Origin of the sequence: Streptosporangium sp. NPDC049078 (assembly GCF_040648855.1) — a bacterium.
Lineage (GTDB): Bacteria > Actinomycetota > Actinomycetes > Streptosporangiales > Streptosporangiaceae > Streptosporangium.
The window spans coordinates 361,823-381,270 of record NZ_JBEZEL010000005.1 but is presented as its reverse complement, the minus strand read 5'-3'; the positions used below and the strand labels follow the sequence as shown (position 1 = coordinate 381,270).

The 19,448-nt window shown below is 71.0% G+C and carries 17 protein-coding genes; 8 read left to right on the top strand and 9 right to left on the bottom strand.

Annotated features, from left to right (window positions below):
• Positions 1 to 135: 135 nt before the first annotated feature.
• Both AB0B90_RS10835 and AB0B90_RS10830 read left to right on the top strand, forming a co-directional pair.
• Entirely contained in the window at positions 136 to 1,227 is a 1,092-nt protein-coding gene (locus AB0B90_RS10835; RefSeq protein ID WP_362922140.1) for a GNAT family N-acetyltransferase, read from the top strand.
• 19 nt (positions 1,228 to 1,246) lie between these two features.
• Positions 1,247 to 2,458 carry a DegT/DnrJ/EryC1/StrS family aminotransferase gene (locus tag AB0B90_RS10830; protein ID WP_350943763.1) on the top strand — a complete coding sequence of 404 codons (1,212 nt, stop codon included), beginning with the start codon at positions 1,247 to 1,249 and terminating at the stop codon, positions 2,456 to 2,458.
• A gap of 34 nt (positions 2,459 to 2,492) precedes the next feature.
• Here the strand turns inward: AB0B90_RS10830 and AB0B90_RS10825 are convergent, their stop codons facing one another.
• The 4 genes from AB0B90_RS10825 to AB0B90_RS10810 all read right to left on the bottom strand — a co-directional run bounded on the left by AB0B90_RS10825 (position 2,493) and on the right by AB0B90_RS10810 (position 5,619).
• The gene (locus tag AB0B90_RS10825; RefSeq protein WP_350943765.1) at positions 2,493 to 2,927 is read right to left on the bottom strand and encodes an ATP-binding protein; all 435 of its coding nucleotides are present in this window, start codon (positions 2,925 to 2,927) and stop codon (positions 2,493 to 2,495) included.
• 165 nt (positions 2,928 to 3,092) lie between these two features.
• On the bottom strand, positions 3,093 to 3,911 hold the full coding sequence (locus AB0B90_RS10820; RefSeq protein WP_350943767.1) for a DUF1206 domain-containing protein: 819 nt from the start codon (positions 3,909 to 3,911) through the stop codon (positions 3,093 to 3,095).
• A 37-nt stretch (positions 3,912 to 3,948) separates the two neighbouring features.
• Entirely contained in the window at positions 3,949 to 4,881 is a 933-nt protein-coding gene (locus AB0B90_RS10815; RefSeq protein ID WP_350943769.1) for a Ppx/GppA phosphatase family protein, read from the bottom strand.
• A gap of 12 nt (positions 4,882 to 4,893) precedes the next feature.
• A complete protein-coding gene (locus AB0B90_RS10810; protein WP_362922137.1) occupies positions 4,894 to 5,619 on the bottom strand; it encodes a class I SAM-dependent methyltransferase in 726 nt (241 codons plus the stop codon).
• A 455-nt stretch (positions 5,620 to 6,074) separates the two neighbouring features.
• Here AB0B90_RS10810 and AB0B90_RS10805 point away from each other — a divergent pair, with 455 nt between their 5' ends.
• A complete protein-coding gene (locus AB0B90_RS10805; RefSeq protein WP_362922135.1) occupies positions 6,075 to 7,916 on the top strand; it encodes a tetratricopeptide repeat protein in 1,842 nt (613 codons plus the stop codon).
• A gap of 430 nt (positions 7,917 to 8,346) precedes the next feature.
• Here AB0B90_RS10805 and AB0B90_RS10800 read toward each other — a convergent pair whose 3' ends face one another.
• Complete coding sequence (locus AB0B90_RS10800; protein WP_350943775.1) at positions 8,347 to 9,132, bottom strand: helix-turn-helix transcriptional regulator; 786 nt, start codon at positions 9,130 to 9,132, stop codon at positions 8,347 to 8,349.
• Positions 9,133 to 9,218: 86 nt separating this feature from the next.
• Between AB0B90_RS10800 and AB0B90_RS10795 the strand changes: the two genes are divergently transcribed.
• Positions 9,219 to 10,076 carry an NAD(P)H-binding protein gene (locus AB0B90_RS10795; RefSeq protein WP_350943776.1) on the top strand — a complete coding sequence of 286 codons (858 nt, stop codon included), beginning with the start codon at positions 9,219 to 9,221 and terminating at the stop codon, positions 10,074 to 10,076.
• A gap of 214 nt (positions 10,077 to 10,290) precedes the next feature.
• Here AB0B90_RS10795 and AB0B90_RS10790 read toward each other — a convergent pair whose 3' ends face one another.
• Positions 10,291 to 11,292 (bottom strand): phosphotransferase, encoded by a 1,002-nt coding sequence (locus AB0B90_RS10790; RefSeq protein WP_362922132.1) that lies wholly within the window; start codon positions 11,290 to 11,292, stop codon positions 10,291 to 10,293.
• A 243-nt stretch (positions 11,293 to 11,535) separates the two neighbouring features.
• Between AB0B90_RS10790 and AB0B90_RS10785 the strand changes: the two genes are divergently transcribed.
• Positions 11,536 to 11,955, top strand: a complete 420-nt coding sequence (locus tag AB0B90_RS10785; protein ID WP_350943779.1) for a heme-binding protein — start codon at positions 11,536 to 11,538, stop codon at positions 11,953 to 11,955.
• 142 nt (positions 11,956 to 12,097) lie between these two features.
• Positions 12,098 to 12,241, top strand: coding sequence for a hypothetical protein (locus AB0B90_RS10780; RefSeq protein WP_350943780.1), 144 nt, complete (start codon positions 12,098 to 12,100; stop codon positions 12,239 to 12,241).
• Here the strand turns inward: AB0B90_RS10780 and AB0B90_RS10775 are convergent.
• Genes AB0B90_RS10775 through AB0B90_RS10765 form a run of 3 tightly spaced genes read right to left on the bottom strand, consistent with a single transcriptional unit; the run spans position 12,215 to position 15,048 of the window.
• Positions 12,215 to 13,117, bottom strand: coding sequence for a ribokinase (locus AB0B90_RS10775; protein ID WP_362922130.1), 903 nt, complete (start codon positions 13,115 to 13,117; stop codon positions 12,215 to 12,217). The genes AB0B90_RS10780 and AB0B90_RS10775 overlap by 27 nt on opposite strands.
• 42 nt (positions 13,118 to 13,159) lie before the next feature.
• Positions 13,160 to 13,807 (bottom strand): response regulator transcription factor, encoded by a 648-nt coding sequence (locus tag AB0B90_RS10770; RefSeq protein WP_350943783.1) that lies wholly within the window; start codon positions 13,805 to 13,807, stop codon positions 13,160 to 13,162.
• Complete coding sequence (locus tag AB0B90_RS10765; protein ID WP_350943784.1) at positions 13,798 to 15,048, bottom strand: sensor domain-containing protein; 1,251 nt, start codon at positions 15,046 to 15,048, stop codon at positions 13,798 to 13,800. The genes AB0B90_RS10770 and AB0B90_RS10765 overlap by 10 nt, the downstream gene beginning before the upstream one ends.
• A 322-nt stretch (positions 15,049 to 15,370) precedes the next feature.
• Here AB0B90_RS10765 and AB0B90_RS10760 point away from each other — a divergent pair, with 322 nt between their 5' ends.
• Positions 15,371 to 16,771: an acyltransferase family protein gene (locus AB0B90_RS10760; protein WP_362922128.1), complete on the top strand. Its 1,401-nt coding sequence runs from the start codon at positions 15,371 to 15,373 to the stop codon at positions 16,769 to 16,771.
• Between the two features lie 127 nt (positions 16,772 to 16,898).
• A complete protein-coding gene (locus AB0B90_RS10755) occupies positions 16,899 to 19,391 on the top strand; it encodes a DUF3516 domain-containing protein (RefSeq protein ID WP_350943787.1) in 2,493 nt (830 codons plus the stop codon).
• The last annotated feature ends 57 nt before the right edge of the window (positions 19,392 to 19,448 follow it).

Sequence of the window (19,448 nt, the reverse complement as noted above, 5' to 3'; positions counted from 1 at the left end):
TGCGCGCCGTCCGGACCTCCCCTGCTCCAACGACGTCCGATTGCCTGGTCCCAGGCTTCGAGAAAGGACCATCGGCCTCGTGAACGGTAGGTTCGCGCACACCGCCGGTCGCCCCGGCGCGACGGGGGACGGCGCATGAGAATCAGCGTCATCCGGCCCGCGGAGTTGGGCCCGGCCGAGATCTCGGCATGGCGCGGAATGCAATGTTCCACCTCACACCTGGACAATCCCTTCCTCAGCCCGGACTTCACGATCGCGATGGGCGAGGTTCGCCCGGAAGCGCGGGTAGCGGTGATCAGCGAGTCCGGCGGGCCCGTGGGGTTCTTCCCCTTCGAACTGCACGGCGGCGGGGTGAGTGCCGCTCTGGGCGGGTGGGTGTCGCTCTCCCAGGGGGTCGTCCACCGGCCGGGCGCCGAGTTCGACTCCGACGCCCTGCTTCGGGCGTGCGGGCTGAGCGTGTGGGAGTTCGGCTGTCTGGTCGACCACCAGCCGTGGTTCGAGCCGTTCGAGACGCTCAGACAGGAGGCCGTGGTTCTCGACTTCGCCGACGGCTACCACGCCTTCCTCGACGAGCTGCGCGGACGCTCCCCGAAGTTCCTCAAGTCCACCCTGTACAAGGAGCGGAAGCTGAGCCGCGACGTGGGCGAGGTCACCGCCGAGTTCGCGGTGGACGACCCCGAGAGCTTCCGGCTGCTGCGCCGGTGGAAGTCCGCCCAGTACCAGAGGATGGGCCGCGCCGACCGCTTCGGCAAGGCGTGGGTCGTGGAGCTGGTCGAACGCCTGCACGCCGTCGACACCGACGACTTCGCGGGGCCGCTGTCGATGCTGTACGCCGACGGCAGGCCCGTCGCGGGTCATTTCGGGCTGCGCACCGGCACGACGATGATCGGCTGGTTCCCCGCGTACGATCCCGAGTACGCCAGATACTCCCCCGGCCTGATCCAGCACCTGCGCATGGTCGAGTCCGCCGCGAAGCTCGGGATCACCTCGCTGGACCTGGGCATCAGCAACGGCTCGGAGTACAAGGACGCGCTGTGCAGCAGGACCGTCCCGGTCACCGAGGGCATCGTGCGCCGCCGGTCGATGGGCGCGGCGGCGCACTGGCTGCGTACCGAGCCGGTCCGCCGGGTGCGGCGGTTCATCCTCGACAGCCCGGTCCTGTACGGCGCCGCCGACCGGGCCATGAAGCGATACGGTCGGCTGCGCACCGGCAGGAAGAGTCGATGAGCCCTCGGAAGGAGGCCCGATGAGCGCCCGCCTTGCCACCTCCGGCCCCGCGGACGGCCGCCGCGCGCTTGAGGCGGTCATGCGTGACCGGATCGGCCAGGAGTGCCTCCACGTGCCGTCCGCCAGGTTCGGCCTGCTCCTCGCGCTGCGCCACTGGTTCAAGCGCGGCGACAGGGTGCTGATCTCGCCGACCAACTGTGAGACGGTGCTGTTCGTCGTGCTGGCCGCCGGACTCGAGCCGGTGATGGCGCCGGTCTCCTGGCGCGACGGCAACATCGACGTCCCCGCCGTCGACTGGACCGGACTCGCCGGTGTCGTCACCACCCACCTGTACGGTCAGCCCGACCGGGTGACCGAGCTGCGCGCAGAGTGCGACCGGCGCGGCGTGATCCTCCTCGACGACGCGGCGCACGCCATGCAGACGACCGTGGAGGGCCGCCCCGCGGGCACGTTCGGTACGGCCGGGGTGTTCAGCCTCGCCAAGCACGGGCGGGCGATGTCCGGCGGGTTCCTCACCGCGGAGGACCCGGCCGTGCTGCCCGAGCTGGCGCGTGCCAGGGACGAGCTGCTGCTCCCCGGAGGGGCGCGCGCCCAGTTGCTCGGCACGCTGCGGCCCGTGCTGCGCGAGACGATCTACCGCACCGGGCTGGTCAGGCCGATGTGGCACGCCCTCAAGGCGCTGGGTCTCGTGCGCTGGACCGGCCACCGCTGCCCGCCCCGCGAGGAGGAGTTGCGCGCGGTCGTCGCCGCCGACCCGGTCGACCCGCGCGCCATGGACCACTGGCTGCGGATCGACCTCGACGACTGGCGGATGCGCCAGGGGGCGCTGCTCCGCGGATACCACCGCTCCCGGTTCCGGGTGATCGACCGCGAACGGGAGCGCCGGGTGGCCGGGGTCGAGCTGCTCCGCGCCCTGCCCTGGGCGGCCGACGGCGTCCGCGAGGCGGCGCCGCTGCCGCTGCTGCGGGTGCCCCTGCTGGTCGAGAACCGCGACGAGGTCGTCGCCCGGCTGGAGAGCCGCGGCGTGGTGCCCGGTTTCATCTACGACCCGCCGCTGGACGACTATCTGGACCGGGTTCCCTCGGGGCCGACCCCGGACATCGCCCGCTGGTGGACCGGTCACGTCCTGCCCGTCGACCCGCTCCGCGCCGCCCGCATCGCCGGGCTGCTGGCCGACCTGGACGTCCGCCCGGCCACGCGGCCCTTCACGACGCCGCGACGGCCCGGCTGAGCGAGGAGGCGCTCCCGCCCGGTACGCGCCGGGTCTACCGGGCGGCGGCGAGGTCGCCCGTGCGCAGGTCGGCCGTCTCCAGCTCGAACCAGACCCTGTTGGAGCCCGCCTCCCTGACCATGCCCCAGCGGTGGGCCAGCGTCTCCAGCATGGGCAGGCCCCGGCCCCCTGTCGCGTCGGCCGAGGCCCGGCTCGCGGTGGGGGCCTGGCAGGAGCCTTCGTCCTGGACCGAGACGCGCACTCCCGCCGGTGAGTGGACCACCGTGACGGTGAACGCCCCGCCGTTCCCCGACCTGGAGTGGATCACCGCGTTGGTGGCGATCTCACTCGTCAGCAGGACGCAGTCGTCGTGCAGGGGGTGGTCTCGCCCCAGAATCACCGAGACCAGGCGGCGCGCTCTCGCCACCTGGTCCGGGGACCCCGCCAGGCGGAGAACCCATTCACTGCCGTCGTACTCCGACGAGTCCATACCGCCCCCTCCGATGACGTTTCACTTCTGGGAAGACGCGGAGGTCGGCGGGGAAGATGTCGCGGAAAAGTAGGAATGTGATCACTTACCGGATAGCCAGGTGAGGCTTGCCAAAGCGGCTTTCACCTGCGTGTCCGCACCTGGCGTACCGTGCGGTTCCATCCGTCACAGACGGCGCCAGCGAGCCTCGAAGAAACAGTAGGCCGCGAACAGCAGCAGACCGATCGCGATGAGACCGAGCAGCCACGGACCGACAGGGGTGTCGGCGAGCGAGCGCAGCGTGGAGTCGACGCCCTTGGCCTTGTCGGGGTCGTAGGTGATCGCGGCCTGGATGATGAAGACACCTGCGGCCACGGCGATCGCGCCTCGGGCGATGAAACCGGCCATGCCGAACTTCTCGGCGAGGTTCCGCGCCTTCGCGGGCATCTCTCCGGTGCGCAGGTCCTCAAGGAACTTCTTCTTCCAGCCCTTGTGGATCCAGTAGCCTCCCAGAGCGATCAGCCCCAGCCCCATCAGGCCCACCAGGAACTGCCCGGCGGGCAGGTCCATCAGCATCGCCGTGATGTCCTTCGACTGGCTGTCCGACGAGGAGCCCGAGTCCCCGCGCAGCAGCACGTTGAGCAGCGTCGCCACCACCAGCGAGTAGACGACCACCCGTGCGGCGGCCTCCACCCTGTCCTTGGTCCGGCCGCGGCCGATGACGGCCTCCGACAGCTGCCAGGCGACCAGCGCGACGAACCCGATCACCATGAGCCAGAGCAGGAACGTCCCGAACGGCTGCTCGGCCACCGTCTCGATCGCGCCGCTGTTGTCGGCTTCCTTGCCTCCGCTGCCACCGCCGAAGGCGATCTGCAGGGCGAGGAAACCGATCAAGCCGTAGAGGACACCGCGGCCCGCTATGCCGACGCGTGCCAGCCTGTCCAGTGTCTGACTGTTGGCCGCTTTACGAGCGGCACCTTCCACATGAGCCTGAGGGGTGTTCATAACCACCCGCTCTTACCTGTGAGCGCCCCGGCAAACCTTACCGTTCGGGCATCGCGTCCAACCGCCGCAGGATCACTCCCTCGCGCAGCGCCCAGGGGCACACCTCCAGCTGGCTCACCCCGAACAGGTCCATCGCGGCGTCGGCGACGATCGCCCCGGCCGGCAGTTGCGGCGCCCGCGCCTCGGAGACCCCGGGCAGCTCGGCACGCTGCCCGGTGGTCATCTTGACGAGCCGGTCGGTCCACCCGACGAGGTCGGTGTGCCTGAGCACCCGGCGCACGGACGGCCCCTCGTTCGAGGGCGCGGCCCCGGCGATCCTGGCGAGCTGTCTGAACGTCTTGGACGTCGCCACCGCGTGGTCGGCCTGACCGTATCGGGACACGTTGCCCACCGTGCGGGCGATCTCGGCCCGTACGTGCCTGCGTAGCGCCCGCACCTCCTCGGCGGGTGGCGGATCGGCGGTGAAGCAGTTACGGGTGAGCCGGCCCGCCCCCAGCGGGAGCGACACCGCGACATCGGGCTGTTCGTCGATGCCCGAGGCGATCTCCAGTGATCCCCCGCCGATGTCCAGCACCAGCAGCCGCCCGGACGACCACCCGAACCAGCGGCGCACGGCCAGGAACGTCAGCCTCGCCTCGTCCTGGCCGGACAGCACCTCGATGTCGACCTGCGTGTCGGCCTTGATCCTGGCGAGGACCTCCTCGCCGTTCACCGACTCCCTGACCGCGGAGGTCGCGAAGGCCATGAGGTCCTCGACCCCCTTGTCCTCGGCGAGCCGCAGCGCCTCCTCGACGAACCCCTGAAGCCGCGCGGCGCCTCGCGCGGACATGCGGTCGCCGTCCTCCATGTGCTCGGCGAGCCTCAGGTCCACCTTGTGGGAGTACGCCGGCAGCGGCCGGGCCCCCCGGTGCGCGTCCATCACCAGCAGATGGACCGTGTTGGAACCGATGTCGAGAACGCCCAGTCGCATGGGACGAAGTTACTACTCCCGCGGGCCCCGCCGGCCCGGGGTGCGCGTGTGAACGCTCACCGCGTATCCGCCGCCGTCGTAGGGCGCGCCCTCCCACGTGGCGAGGCGCCTCAGCGGGGAGAGCCCCACCTCCCGGCACCAGCCGTCGTAGTCGGCCAGGGTGACCGTCGCCGAGGCGAGCGGGAGGTGGGCGGCGTCCAGCCCGAACCCGCTCACCAGCAGCCCGCCGGGCCGCAGCAGCGCCGCGAGGCCCGCGACGGTCCGCGCCTCGGTCCCGGGGGCGAGCAGGGGGATGACGTTGCCCGCGGCGACGACCATGTCGAAGCTCCCGCCCTTCTCGCCGCTCTGAGGGGAATTACCCCGTTCATCCTGTACGATCCGGTTCTCCTGATCCGTGCGGTCCGCGAGCGCCACGGGATCGCCGAGGCCGGCGAGGTCGCCGAGGTCGGCCAGTATCCAGGGCAGGCGCGGCGCGACCCTCCGGGCGACGGCGAGCATGGACGCGTCGAGATCGACGCCCACGCAGTCGTATCCCAGCTCGGCGAGCCGGATCGCCACCCGCCCGGTGCCGCACCCGGCGTCCAGCACCCGGGCCGGCGGCGGCAGCAGCTCCGCGCACAGCCGCGCCTCACCGTGCATGTCCGCCCCCGACTCGGCCAGCCGGGCGAACCTCTCCGCGTACCGCTCCCCGGCGTCGCCCCCGGCGATGTCCGTCCAGCGACTCCTCGGTTCTCTCATCGCACCAGGGTCTCACCCGCGGGGGGAGCCCGCCGCGGCGGCCGGACGCGGAAGGCAGCGCGGCTCTCCACGCTCCCCCGTCACGCGTACGAGACCCCGAGGCGAGCCGATGCGGCACGTCAGCGGCTCCCGGCGCGGATCGCGGACGGGCCGGTCTCAGCGAGACCACCACGCGGCACCTGTCCATAGGACTGTCCGGATCAGGCCACGATAAGAAATACTTCTTGTCAATATGGGCGATTACTGCGAATACTTGCAATTTGTTCTTATTCGCGAGGAAGGCTCGTAATGAAGCGTGTCATTGTTCACAAGCCTGGCACCATCGCACTCAGCGGTACCGCCAGCCCTAAACACATCGGCTGAGGCGGAATCGCAGAACCGGCGTCCAGCGATGGGCGCCGGCTCCCGGTAGAGTCATATCGCCAAATATCAACTAATCGCGTTAAAGGAGTCCGGTGAGTCGGGGACAGCAACCGCAAGGAGACCCGCCGCCCCCCACCGTGGCCACGGTGGACACGGTGGACGCGGATCGGCGCCTGCGCGGGCCGTACACCGCCGGGAGCGCGATCGTCTCCGCCCTGCTACCCACCGCCCGGCCCGAACTCGTCTCCCGCTACGACATCGAGTTACGCGCCGTCGCGCCCGACCTGCGCGATCGGATCCCCGCCCGGCGCCGGTCGGTGGCCGCGAGCCTGCCGGCCGCGGAACGGATCCTGGTGCACGCCCCGCGCCGCACGCTGCGCCTGGCCAACGGCCTGGCCGAGTTCGTCCGTGAGCACCTGTCGGAAACCGGTGCCCGCACGTTCGTCGTCGAGAACGCCGACCTGGCCGACCCCACCGACCTTGAGCTCCTGACGGTGCTGCGGCGCCGTGTCCCCGGGAAACTGCTCACCGTGCTGACCCGAGAACGTGCCGTTCCCGAGGAGAGCCTCGACGCGGAACGGCACGACGCCCTCGCCGACGAGCTGGAGAGGGAGGGGACACTCGGCGCTCGACTCGGAGCGATCCCGTACCACCGCGAGCGCGGCGGTGACCCGTCGAAGGCGGTGGAGGCGTTCCTGTTCGCGGTGCAGTGGTGTCTGGACGAGGGTTACCACGACGCCGTGGTGGATCTCGGCGAGCGTGCCCTACGCCTCGCCCACCCCGACGACGACCCCGCGACGTGGTGGCGGCTCCTGCACAGCACCGCGACCGCGCTGGCCGCGCTCGGCCGCGAGGACGACTCGGAGGCCCTGTTCGACCTGGCCAGGCGTGAAAGCCTCTCCCCCGTCGTCCACGCCTCCGCCGCCTACGCCACCGGGATGCTGAAGGTCCGCCGTCGCGACCCGGCACGGCGCGACCCCGACGCCGCGCTGGCGTTGGTGAACCAGGCGATCGCCATCTCCTCGCTGCTGCCCGACCCTCGCGAGCGGGCGTTCAAACTGGGGTTCGACCTCAACGGCCGGGCGCTGGTGGAGGTGCGGCGCGGCCGTCCCGCCAAGGCCCTGGAGCTGGTCCAGGAGGCCGTCGCCCTGGCCGATCGCGACCTGCTGCCCGGCGAGCACCCGATACACCGGCTGGTGCTGCTGGCCAACAGGGCGCAACTCGCCGTGATGCTGGGCCGTCCCGAGGACGCGCTCGGCGACCTGAACGCGGTGATCGCGGCCGACCCCGGCTATCCCGACTACTACATCGACCGGGGCAACCTGCTGCACCGCCTGGGCCGGATGGACGAGGCGGTCGCCGACTACGAGACGGCGATGCGGGTCGGCCCTCCCTTCCCCGAGCCCTACTACAACCGGGCCGAGATCCGCTTCTCCGCGGGTGACCATCGAGGCTCGCTCGCCGACCTGAACCACGCGCTGGAACTGGACCCGGAGTTCGTGGACGGCCTGGCCAACCGGGCGGGGCTGCTGGCCGCGCTCGGCGAGTACACCGCGGCCAGGGCAGACACCGAGACCGGGCTCGCCATCGATCCCGCCAACCCGTACCTGTTGTGCGCGCTGGGCCAGGTGGAGACCGCCGAGGGCCGCTACGACAGGGCACGCACCGCCTTCGACCGCGCCCTGGAACTCGCCCCCTCGCTCGCCGCCGCCTGGGCGAACCGAGGACTGCTGGCGTTCGAGACCGGCGATCCCGAGGGGGCCGTCGCGGACTTCACCCGGGCGCTCGACGCCGGGGACGATCCCGCCCTGCTGTTCAACCGGGCGATGGCGCTGCGCGCCGCCGGACGCGACCAGGAGGCGCGTGCCGATCTCACCCGCGCGCTGGAACTCGCCCCGGACGACGAGGACATCAGGCGCGAACTGAAGTCCTGACCCCGGACGTCCCCTGACCGAGGCACGGCGAAGGCCCCGGAAAACATTCCGGATTCGGAGACTGGAAGCAGAAAGTCACGGTCGGTAAGGTGCCGTGCCCGTACGGGAGAATCCCGCTATCCGAATATCCATCGCACACACAGTGATGTGCGTGTGCCGTCTCGTATTCGCCTCCGGATATTCCCGGGATCGGCGGCGGGTAGGGGCGATTTCCCGATTCCGGACGCGGTCACCGTGCGCCACGCCGCCGGACACCCCGTGCGCGAGTGCCGCGTCCGCGAGGGACGGGTGATGACGGATTCGAGGGCCGGACGAGCGCGGGCGGTGGACGACGAGCGGACCGGGCGACCGGGGGTCGTGTCAGGTGACACGAGAGTGTCAGCGGGCCGCAAACCGGACGACGCAGCCCAAGTCCTACGCAGCGAGCATGTCAGCAGGGCTGGGGGGCGGGCAGGCGGCCCTCGAAGAAGGCGCCAGGGGTGACGCCCATCAGCGTACGGAACTCGGCTGTCATGTGGGACTGGTCGTAGTAGCCGGCGGCCACGGCCAGGTCGGCCCAGCGGGGGCCGTCGGCACGAGCGAGAGCGAGGATCTCGCGGACGCGTTCGATGCGCTCGAAGCGTTTGGGCGGCAGGCCGACGGCCTCGGCGAACACGGCGCGCAGGTGGCGTTCGCTGACGGCGAGGTGGCGGGCGATGGCGGGCAGCGGTTTGCGCCGCTTTCCCGTGCGACCGCCCAGCGCCTGGACGGCGGCCTGGACCAGTTCGCCTCGCGCCCCGTCCGATGACGACCTGGCCGACAGCGCCGCCTCCAGATGTTCGAGTATCAGGCCGTCGTCCCCGCCCGCCTGCCTCAGCATGGCTTTCAGCCGGTCGTAGGAGGAGCCCCACAGTTCCTCGAGGCGGACCACCCGGTCGGTGAGCTCGCTCACCGGGACGCCGAGCAACGGCCGGGCGGCGCCGGGACGCAACCGCAGCCGCAGGCAGAGCGGGATGGCCTTGCCGACGTGGTACGAGGCGCGCGTGCGCGGGCCGATCACCAGCAGATCGCTCTGCCCCGCAGCGGTCGTACGGAAGACGAGGGACGTGTCGGCGTCGGGGACGTGCACGAGCGGCTGCCGCTCACCCGTTGCGGGATCGTCCGCCCTGAGCACGCTCACCGCCTTGATCAGCGGCCGCAGGCCGTCCGGCACGGCCATCGGGACCTCGATGCTCATGACCACAACGTTAGCCGGGCCGCAGGCTGCGCATGCGTGCCGAAAATTCCTATAAGGGCTGGTGGGCGGGCTGACAGGGTGAGCGCATGATTCTGGTCACGGGTGCCACGGGCACGGTCGGCGGTGAGGTGGTCCGGTTACTGGCGGGCCGGGGTGAGCATGTCAGGGCGATGACCCGGGAACCGCCGAAGGGCGCGACGTCGCCGGGTGTGGAAGTCGTACGGGGGGATTTCGACGATCCAGGGTCGTTGGCCGAGGCGGCCCGCGGTGTCGACGCCCTGTTCCTGCTGAGTGCCCCGGGCCCGTGGCTCGCCCGGCACGACGAGGCGATGATCACAACGGCGCGGGCCGCGGGAGTGCGGAAGGTGGTGAAGGTCTCGGCGATCGGCACGGGGGAGGATCACGAGGACGCCGAGGTCGGGGACTGGCATCTGGCCGGAGAGCGGGCGCTGAGCTCGAGTGAGATGGAATGGACGGTTTTGCGACCGTCCAGTTTCGCCTCCAACACCTTGAGGTGGGCTCCCCAGGTTCGGCAGGGGCGACCGGTGCCGAACACGACGGGCAACGGCAGGCAGGGGGTCGTCGATCCGCGTGACGTGGCCGAGGTGGCGGTGACGGCGCTGACGTCCGGCGAGCACGTACGAACCGTCCTCACACTGACCGGACCCGAGCTGCTCAGCGTCCCGGACATGGCGAAGGCGCTGGGCGAGACGCTCGGGCGGGCCGTCGAGACGGTGGACGTGCCGCTGGAGGTCCACCACGAGCGGATGATCGCCGCCGGGGTGGATCCCGAGTTCGCCGCCTTCGCGGTCGACGGCTCCCGGAAGGTGGCGCGGGACGGCAACGCGCGGCTCACCCGGGACGTCGAGCGGGTGCTGGGGCGTACTCCCCGTACGTTCCTCACCTGGGCGGCCGATCACAGCGCCGCTTTCGTCTCGGGCTGAAACCGGCACCTGGACCTCAGACCGGGCGGCGACACGGGTCAGATGCCGCCCGGTCGATTCCCGGCCTGGACTCCGCCGGGCAGGGCGGCTTCGCGCCGGGCTTCCGGCGTCATCGACGTCTCATGACGCACGTACCGACACCCTCGCGTCGCCCGGCGAGTCGCACAGCCGACGGGCAGCCGACGGGCAGCCGACGGGCAGCCGACAAGCAGGGTCAGCGGAGCGAGCCTCCGAGATGGCGCTCCGCCATCTCGCAGGTGCCCTCGGTGTAGCCGGAGCCGAGTTCCGCGGCGATGTCGGCACCGGTGTGGGTGCCGATCCAGGCGACGAGCAGCAGGCGGCGGAACATCACGAACGTCCAGATCTCGGCCTCGTCCTCGGCCGGGAGGTCCAGGACGGTCCGGTAGCCCCGCACCCACGCGTCGATCAGCTCGGGAACCTCGGGGCGGTGCTCGACGAAGCTGACCGCGGCGGCCAGGTCGTAGAGATACCAGCCGAAGCCGCAGTCGTCGAAGTCGATGACGCCGGGCGGGTTCTCACCCTCCACGAGCAGGTTGGCGGCGCGCAGGTCGGCGTGAATCAGGCCGTAGCGTCCGGGGCCGCGGCCGAAGCGGTGGAGCCGCTCGCGCAACTCCTTGTCCAACCGCCCCAGCACGGCCCGCGCCTCGGTGTCCATCCCCAGGCCGTCCTGCCAGCGGCCCCACCGCGACTCGGCGCCGAGGGCGGCCTCGTAGTCCCAGTGGAAACGGGTGAACCCCTCGGGCGGGGACCACCCGCGCGCGTGCCGGTGCATTCGCGCCGTGAGGGCGCCGAGCCGCTCGAAGCCGGGCAGTGGATCGTCCTGGGACGGCTCTGTGCCGGGCAGGAACTCGAACATCACGCAGTCGCGCGGCTCGGGGCCCGGGACGGTCAGCACCCTGGAACCGTCGGGAGCCGGGATCACCCGGGGGGTGCGGATCCCCGCCTGCTCACGAAGCGCCTCCAGCCAGGACAGCTCCGACAGGATCGCCGGGGTGGAGTGATAGCCGAGCCGGTGCACCCGCAGGATGGAACGCGTGCCCGAGACCGGATCGTCCACCCGGTAGGTGGCGTTCTCCGACACGTTGACCAGGGTGACCTCGGCGTCGGGCAGGCCGTGGATCCGCGTCGCCGCGCGGGCCACATCGTGCACGCGGGCCAGCACGTCACCCCCGGCGGACAGGTCGTGGACCCGCATCGGCTCCTCCATCGTCGGTCGGGTCGGGCGCGCGAGACGCCAGATCCTATCCGAGATTCCGGTGTCGCCCCGCGGTGCCGTTTCCCTTACGGGACGACGGTCCCGGCCCGCTCCGGTCCTCCGAAAGGCCCTCGCGGGCGTCGCATCGTTATGACACCTCACATCACCAGAACGGCGGCGCACGCGCACCCGGCCGTCCACGCCGACGACCTTCGAGACGGTTTGGAGACGGTGGGGAGACCGGTGAACCTGGAACTCGCACTGCGCATGTGTGAGGCCGCGGTGCGGCAGGCCGCGCGGGAGGGGGCGCTCGTCTCGGTCGCCGTGGTGGACGCGGGCGGGGACCTGGTCGCGTTCCAGCGGATGGACGGCGCGCGGATCACCGGATCCGTCCTCGCCCCCGGCAAGGCGTACACCGCTCTCGCCCACCGCATGCCGACCGCCGACCTCGCGCCGCTGGTCCTGCCGGGAGGCGAGTTGTACGGTCTGGCGGGTGATCGGTACGTGTGCTTCGGCGGGGGTGTGCCGCTCGGAGGGTCAGGCGACGGGTACGGGGCGGGCCGGGCGAGCCGGGTGGTGGGCGCGGTCGGCGTGAGTGGCGGCACCGTTGCCCAGGACATCGTCTGCGCCGAGACCGCCGCAGCCCTCTGGGAAAGCGCATAAACGGATATATGAACAAAAAAGGGGCGGCGGAAATCGTCATTCCGGTGAAACAGAAGCGCGGTGTGTTACCTCCGCCGACCGCGGGGCAGTGAGGGCTTGCCCCGGACGATGATCGTCTGGGATGACCCTTTGGAGGATTCTCGTGGACGTTCTCGTGCTGCTCGCCCTGGTCTGTTTCCTGGCCGCCACGATCTGGTCCGCCATCAGCCGCTCCTGGCCGATCGCGCTGCTCGCCGCGGGGGCGTTCCTGCTCACGCTGTCAGAGACCTCCCTCATCAGCGGCTAGGCTCCCGTCGATCTCGGCGCGGGTGGGCATCGAGGTGCTGGCACCCGCGCGCTGGACGGACAGGCCCGCGGCCGCGGTGGCGAAGCGGACGGCCCGCTCGACGGGCTGCCGCTCGACGCGAGCCGCGGCGAGGGCTCCCACGAAGGTGTCGCCCGCGGCCGTGGTGTCCACCACGGCCACCGTGGGGGCCTCGACGCGCACCGCGGGCCCGTCGCCCGAGGCGGTGAGCGCGCCGCGCGCCCCCAGGGTGATGATCACCCATCCGACCTCGCCCCTCAGTTTCTCCAGGGCCCCCTCGTGGCCGGCCAGGCCGGTGATCGCCGAGGCCTCGTGCTCGTTCGCCACCAGGATGTCCACGGCCTCCAGCAGCTCCGCGGGGAGCGGCTGGACGGGCGCGGGGGTGAGGACGACGGTGGTCCCGGCCGCGCGGGCGGCTCTGGCGGCCGCGGTGACGGCCTCGATGGGGAGCTCCAGCTGCAGAAGCAGCATGTCGGAGCGGGAGATGACCTCGATCTCGGCCTCCGAGGGAGCGGTCACGGTCCCGTTGGCGCCGGGGACCACGATGATCGAGTTACCGCCGTCGCCGTCCACCACGATCTGGGCGATGCCGGAGGGGCCGGGGACCGTGCGCAGGTGGGTCGCGTCGACCCCCGCCTCGGTGAGCGTACGCCGCATCTCGGTCCCGAAGGCGTCGTCGCCCACCGCGCCGAGAAAGGCGACCGCGGCTCCCGCCCGCGCGGCGGCGACGGCCTGGTTGGCGCCCTTGCCACCGGGCACCGTGCGGAAGGCACGGCCGGTCACGGTCTCGCCGAGCGCGGGGGCGACGTCGACGTAGGCCACGAGATCCATGTTGGCACTGCCGAAGACCGAGATCACTGTTCCTCCTCGCGGTCGGGAGCACGGGTGCGGGAACGTGTGTCAGGAACGCAGGTAGGCCAGGACCGCGAGGACACGGCGGTGCTGGTCACCGTCCTCGGCGTACAGGCCGAGCTTCGCGAAGATGCTGCGGATGTGCTTCTCCACGGCCCCGTCGCTGACCACCAGCTGACGGCCGATGGCCGGGTTGGACCTGCCCTCGGCCATCAGGCCGAGCACCTCGCGCTCTCGCGGGGTGAGCTGGGCGAGAGGATCGTCGCGGCGGCGTCGCACCATCAGCTGTGCCACCACCTGGGGGTCGAAGACCGTACCTCCGGCCGCGACCGTGCGCAGCCCTCCCATGAAGTCGTCCACGTCCACGACGCGGTCCTTGAGCAGGTATCCCACCGCGCCCCTGGCGTCGGCGAGCAGATCGTCGGCATAGGACACCTCCACGTACTGGGACAGGATCAGCACCGGCGCGCCGGGAACCCTCCGGCGCGCCTCCACCGCCGCCCGCAGCCCCTCGTCGGTGAAGCCGGGCGGCATTCGTACGTCCACCACCGAGACGTCCGGCCGGTGCTCCGCGACGGCCTCCACCAGGCGGTCGCCGTCGCCCACCGCCGCGACCACCTGGCAGCCGAACTCCTCCAGGAGCCTGATCAGGCCTTCCCTGATGAGCACCGCGTCATCGGCCACAACTACCCGCACGGAACCTCCGCCACTATGACCGTCGGCCCTCCGACGGGTGAGTCGACCGCCAGTTCGCCGTCCACCGCCTTCAGGCGGTCCCCGAGCCCCGACAGGCCATGTCCCTTGGCGACATGGGCGCCGCCGACCCCATCATCCCCGATTGTCAGCATGAGGAAGTCCCCCGTCCTGCTCAGCGTCACGGTACAGATCGTGGCCTGGCTGTGCTTGGCGACGTTGGTGAGGGACTCGGCGACGACGAAGTAGACGGTGTTCTCCACGGCCGCGGGGAAGCGCCCCACGACCTGGACGTCCAGCTCGACGGGGACGGTGCACCGGCCGGCGAGCGCGGCGAGCGCCGGGGCCAGGCCGCGGTCGCTGAGGATCGGCGGGGCGATGCCGCGCGACAGGGCGCGTAGCTCGTCCAGGGTGTCGCGGGTGGAGGTGATGGCCTCGCCGAGCATCCGTTCGACGGCCCCCGGGTCGCGCCTGAGCTGGCGCTGGGCCCGCGACAGGTCCATCGCCAGGGAGACCAGGCGCTGCTGCGGCCCGTCGTGGATGTCGCGCTCCAGCCGGCGCAGCGCGTTGGCCTCGGCCGACACCGCGGCGGCCCGGCCCTCGGCCAGGTCGTCGATGCGCTCGTGCAGCTCGGCCACCCCGGTCAGCATCGCCCTGCCGAGCCCGGCCTGGACGAGCGCGGCGCCCCGCACGATCGCCGGGAGGGTGAGGGCGAAGAGCACGCCGATGGTGGTGTTGATGATCACATCGACCCACAGGCTGTCACCCAGCCCGAGGAGCCTGCCCAGTCCCCCGTCGTTGCCGGGGATGGCGTAGATGATCCACCCGTAGAGCGGGTAGGCGAGACCGGCGATCGTCCCTGCCCACCAGACCGTCGCCAGCACGAAGGTGACGATGGAGATCGGGAAGACCACGACGCCGTAGAGCAGGTCGAGCCACGACTGGCCGTTGGTGAGCGGGTTGATCATCCTGCGGAACCATCCGGCGCTCTCCGGCGCGGGCAGATATCTCGGCCGGGCCACGGGACGGCCGAGCACCTCGGGCAGCCAGCGCCGCTCGACGTCGGCGAACCCCCTGGCCACCAGGAGGGTCGTCGCGAGGATGGGCAACCCCACGAACACGACGGTCGTGCCGATCCCCGCGGCGAAGCCGGCCACCATCAGGACGAACCAGATGACGGAGAGCGGGAAACCCACGATCAGGTAGCGGGTGTCGGTGCCGATGCGGCCGAGAAGGGTTCTCATGGCGCCAACGCTACGAGGGCCGGCCCCGTCGATCGACCCTGTGTGCCCGCGTACCGGGGTGGGGCCAGCACTACCCGGGACGGTGGGGAGATCGGGCGAGAAGACTGCTGCGCGCGTCACTGTGCCGCCGGGCTCCTGGCGGGAGGCTTTTCCCATCGTCACACCCGCTCGTCACACCCGCGATTTTCGCCCTCCCTCCCCGAGATCCTCCTTTCGGAGATCTTCCTCCCTGAGAATCGAGATCCCCTTGACCGCCGTGATCCCTGGTTCGGCAGCGCCTCCCGCAGCGCCTACGTCGGTGTCTCCGACGGCGCCGCGACCCGTGACCGCGGCGGCGACCGCGGCGTCGGCTCCCGCGAACTCGGTGGCGACCGCGCCCGTGACAGCCGTCCCGCTCCCCCGTACGGCGCCTCGCCCGGCCTCCGCGCGCGCCGCGCGTGACCCGTTCATCGACGTGCTCCGCGTGTTCGGCATGGTCCTGGTGGTGCTTCAGCACTGGAGCATGCCGCTGCTCTCCTTCGCCGACGGCCGGATCTCCACCGGTAACGCGCTGGCCGTGGGGAACGGATGGATGATCACGTGGTTCAGCCAGGTGATGCCGCTGGTGTTCTTCGCGGGGGGCGCGGCCAACGCGATCAGCCGGCGGAGCGCGGCGAGGCGCGGCGAGGCGACCCCCGCGTGGCTGGCGGGACGCCTGCGCCGCCTGGCCTGGCCGGTGGTCCCGCTGGCGGCGGTCTGGCTGCCGTTGCCTCACCTGCTCCTCGCGCTCGGCGTTCCCGAGCAGCCGGTCATGACGGCCTCACGGCTGGCCGGGCAGCTGCTCTGGTTCCTCGCGATCTATCTCGTCGCGGTGGCGGCGACGACGCCGATGCTCAGGCTCAACATGGTGTACGGCTGGCGGGTGCCGGTCGCGCTGGCGGCGGGGGCCGTGGCGGTGGACGTCCTGCGCTTCACCGGCGGCCTGGACATCGCCGGTCTCCCCAACATCGTGCTGGTCTGGCTGGCGGTGCACCAGCTCGGCTTCCTCTATGTCGACGGCCGGCTGCGCCGTCCCTGGGTCCTGGCCCTGGCCGGGTACGGTCTGGGCGCGGTGCTCACGGCCTTCGGCCCCTACCCGCTCAGCATGATCGGGATGCCGGGGGCCTCCGTCTCCAACATGGCGCCCCCCACGGTCGCGCTGCTCTCGGTCGGGGTGGGCCAGATCGGGCTCGCGTTGGCGCTGCGCCGGTGGATCGTCTCCTTCGCGGAGTGGCCGGGGGTCTCGCGGGCTCTGGACTGGGCCGGCTGCCGGATGATGACCCTCTACCTGTGGCACATGAGCGCGCTGTTCGTCATCGTCTCGGTGGTCGTGGTGGGTCTGGGCATCTCCACTCCCGAGCCGGGGACGTCGGCCTGGCTGTCCGGCTGGCCCCACTGGCTGCTCATGCTGGCCCTGGCGATGTGGCCGCTGCTCCGGGGGTTCGCCAGGTTCGAGACGCCTCCCGCGACGGGGCCGTACACCGGCGGGACGGTCAGGATCCTGCTGGCCACCGCGCTGGTGGGACTGGGCCTGCTCACGTTCACGGTGAACGGTTTCGTGCCGGGGACGGCGTCCCTGCTCGGGGCGGGCGCGATCGTGGCGGGTCTGGCGCTCACCGGCTCCTCCCGCCGCGCCCTCCCCTCTCGTGGGCGCCGGGGCGTACCGAGTGTGCCGGGCCGACGAGCCGACGGCGTGGTCATCTAATTTGATCAGCATCCATGCCGAAAAAAGCAGCCATAACTACACAAAGTTACGCACTTTACCTGGAATGTAAGGTGATCCGCGACCGCCTCCGGTCCGACCACCTCAAGTTCTTCGGCAGTATTGAACCGTGAGCCTTGTAGACCGCCTGCCAGAAGAGATCGACGCCGACCCCGACACCATCTTCGACGCCTTCGTCGAATGGAACTCCGAGCGAGGGCTGACCCTCTACCCGGCGCAGGAGGAGGCTCTTATCGAGGTGGTGTCGGGAAACAACCTGATCCTGGCCACCCCGACCGGCTCGGGCAAGAGCCTGGTCGCCGCCGGAGCCCATTTCACCGCGCTCACCAGGGACGTGCGCACCTTCTACACCGCGCCGATCAAGGCGCTGGTGTCGGAGAAGTTCTTCGACCTGTGCGCGGTGTTCGGCACCGAGAACGTCGGGATGATGACCGGCGACGCGAGCGTGAACCCCGGGGCGCCGATCATCTGCTGCACCGCGGAGATCCTCGCCAACGTCGCGCTGCGCGACGGCGCCGCGGCCGACATCGGCCAGGTGGTGATGGACGAGTTCCACTTCTACTCCGAGCCGGACCGCGGCTGGGCCTGGCAGGTGCCGCTCCTGGAGTTGCCGAACGTCCAGTTCATTCTGATGTCGGCGACCCTCGGAGACGTCACCAGGTTCGAGGAGGACCTGACCCGGCGCACCGGCAGGCCCACCGCGGTGGTGAAGAACGCCGAGCGCCCGGTCCCGCTCGTCTACTCCTACCGGCTCACCCCTCTCCACGAGACGCTGGAGGAGATGCTCACCACCAACCAATATCCCGTCTACGTCGTCCACTTCACCCAGGCCGCGGCCATGGAGCGGGCGCAGGCGCTGATGAGCATCAACATGTCGACCAAGGCCGAGAAGGAGGCGATCGCCTCCATGATCGGCCACTTCCGGTTCACCACCCGGTTCGGCAAGGCGCTCTCCCGGCTGGTGCGGCACGGCATCGGCGTGCACCACGCCGGGATGCTCCCGAAGTACCGCCGCCTGGTGGAACGCCTCGCCCAGGCGGGCCTGCTCAAGGTCATCTGCGGCACCGACACGCTCGGCGTCGGCGTCAACGTCCCGATCAGGACCGTACTGTTCACCGCGCTGTCGAAGTACGACGGCACCAAGGTGCGGCGACTGCGCGCCCGCGAGTTCCACCAGATCGCCGGGCGGGCCGGGCGCGCCGGATTCGACACCATCGGCTACGTCGTCTGCCAGGCCCCCGACCACGTCGTGGAGAACGAGAAGGCCCTGGCCAAGATCGGCGACGATCCCAAACGGCGGCGCGGTTTCGCCCGCAAGAAGCCGCCGGAGGGCTTCGTCGGCTGGAGCGAGGAGACCTTCGAGAAGCTGCAGGCCGCCGAGCCCGAGCCGCTGAACTCCCGGTTCAAGGTCAGCAACGCCATGCTCCTCGCGGTGATCAACCGGCCGGGCGACTGCTACGCGGCCATGCGCCACCTGCTCACCGACAACCACGAGGACCGCAAGTGGCAGCGGCGGCACATCAGCCAGGCCATCGCGATCTACCGGTCGCTGCTGGCCGGAGGCGTGGTGGAGCAGCTGAGCGAGCCCGACGAGCACGGCCGGATGGCCCGTCTCACCGTCGACCTGCAGGAGGACTTCGCGCTGAACCAGGCGCTGTCCACCTTCGCGCTCGCCACCCTCGAACTCCTCGACATGGAGTCGCCGAACTACGCCCTGGACATGGTCTCGATCATCGAGTCCATCCTCGACGACCCCCGCCAGATCCTGTCCGCGCAGCTCAACAAGGCGCGCGGCGAGGCGGTGGCGCTGATGAAGGCCGACGGCATCGAGTACGAGGAGCGGATGGAGCGCCTGGCCGAGGTCACCTATCCGATGCCGCTCGCCGACCTGCTGCTCGGCGCGTACGAGACCTACCGGCGCGGCCACCCCTGGGTGGGCGACTACACGGTGAGCCCCAAGGGCGTCGTCCGCGACATGTACGAGCGGGCGATGACCTTCGCCGACTACGTGCAGTTCTACGAGCTGACGCGCTCGGAGGGCACCGTGCTTCGCTATCTCGCCGACGCCTACCGCACCCTGTCGCGGACCATCCCCGAGCACCTCAAGACCGAGGACCTGGTCGACCTCATCGAGTGGCTCGGCGAGCTGGTCCGCCAGGTCGACTCCAGCCTCCTGGACGAGTGGGAGCAGTTGCAGAACCCGACCGGGGAGGTGGAGGCGCCCTCGCTGGAGGAGAGCACCAAGCCCGTCACCGCCAACACCCGCGCGTTCCGCGTGCTGGTCCGCAACGCGATGTTCCGCCTCATCGAGCTCGCCTCCCTGGAGAACGAGGAGGAGCTGGAGCGGCTGGCACCCGACGTCGACTGGGGCGCCGCGCTCGACGCCTACTACGACGACCACGAGGAGATCGGCACCGGCCCGGACGCCCGCGGCCCCGGCCTGCTCCGCATCGAGGAGGAGAAGGAGTTCTGGCGTGTCCGCCAGGTCGTCTCCGACCCCGCGGGCGACGGCGACTGGGGCATCGACGCGCAGGTGGACCTCGCCGCCTCCGACGAGGAGGGCCGCGCGGTGGTCCACGTCATCGGCCTGAACCGCCTCTGAACCGTCCCTCGCCACGTCCCTGCCGGCGCAGGCAGGGGCGCTCGGCGGAGGAAGACC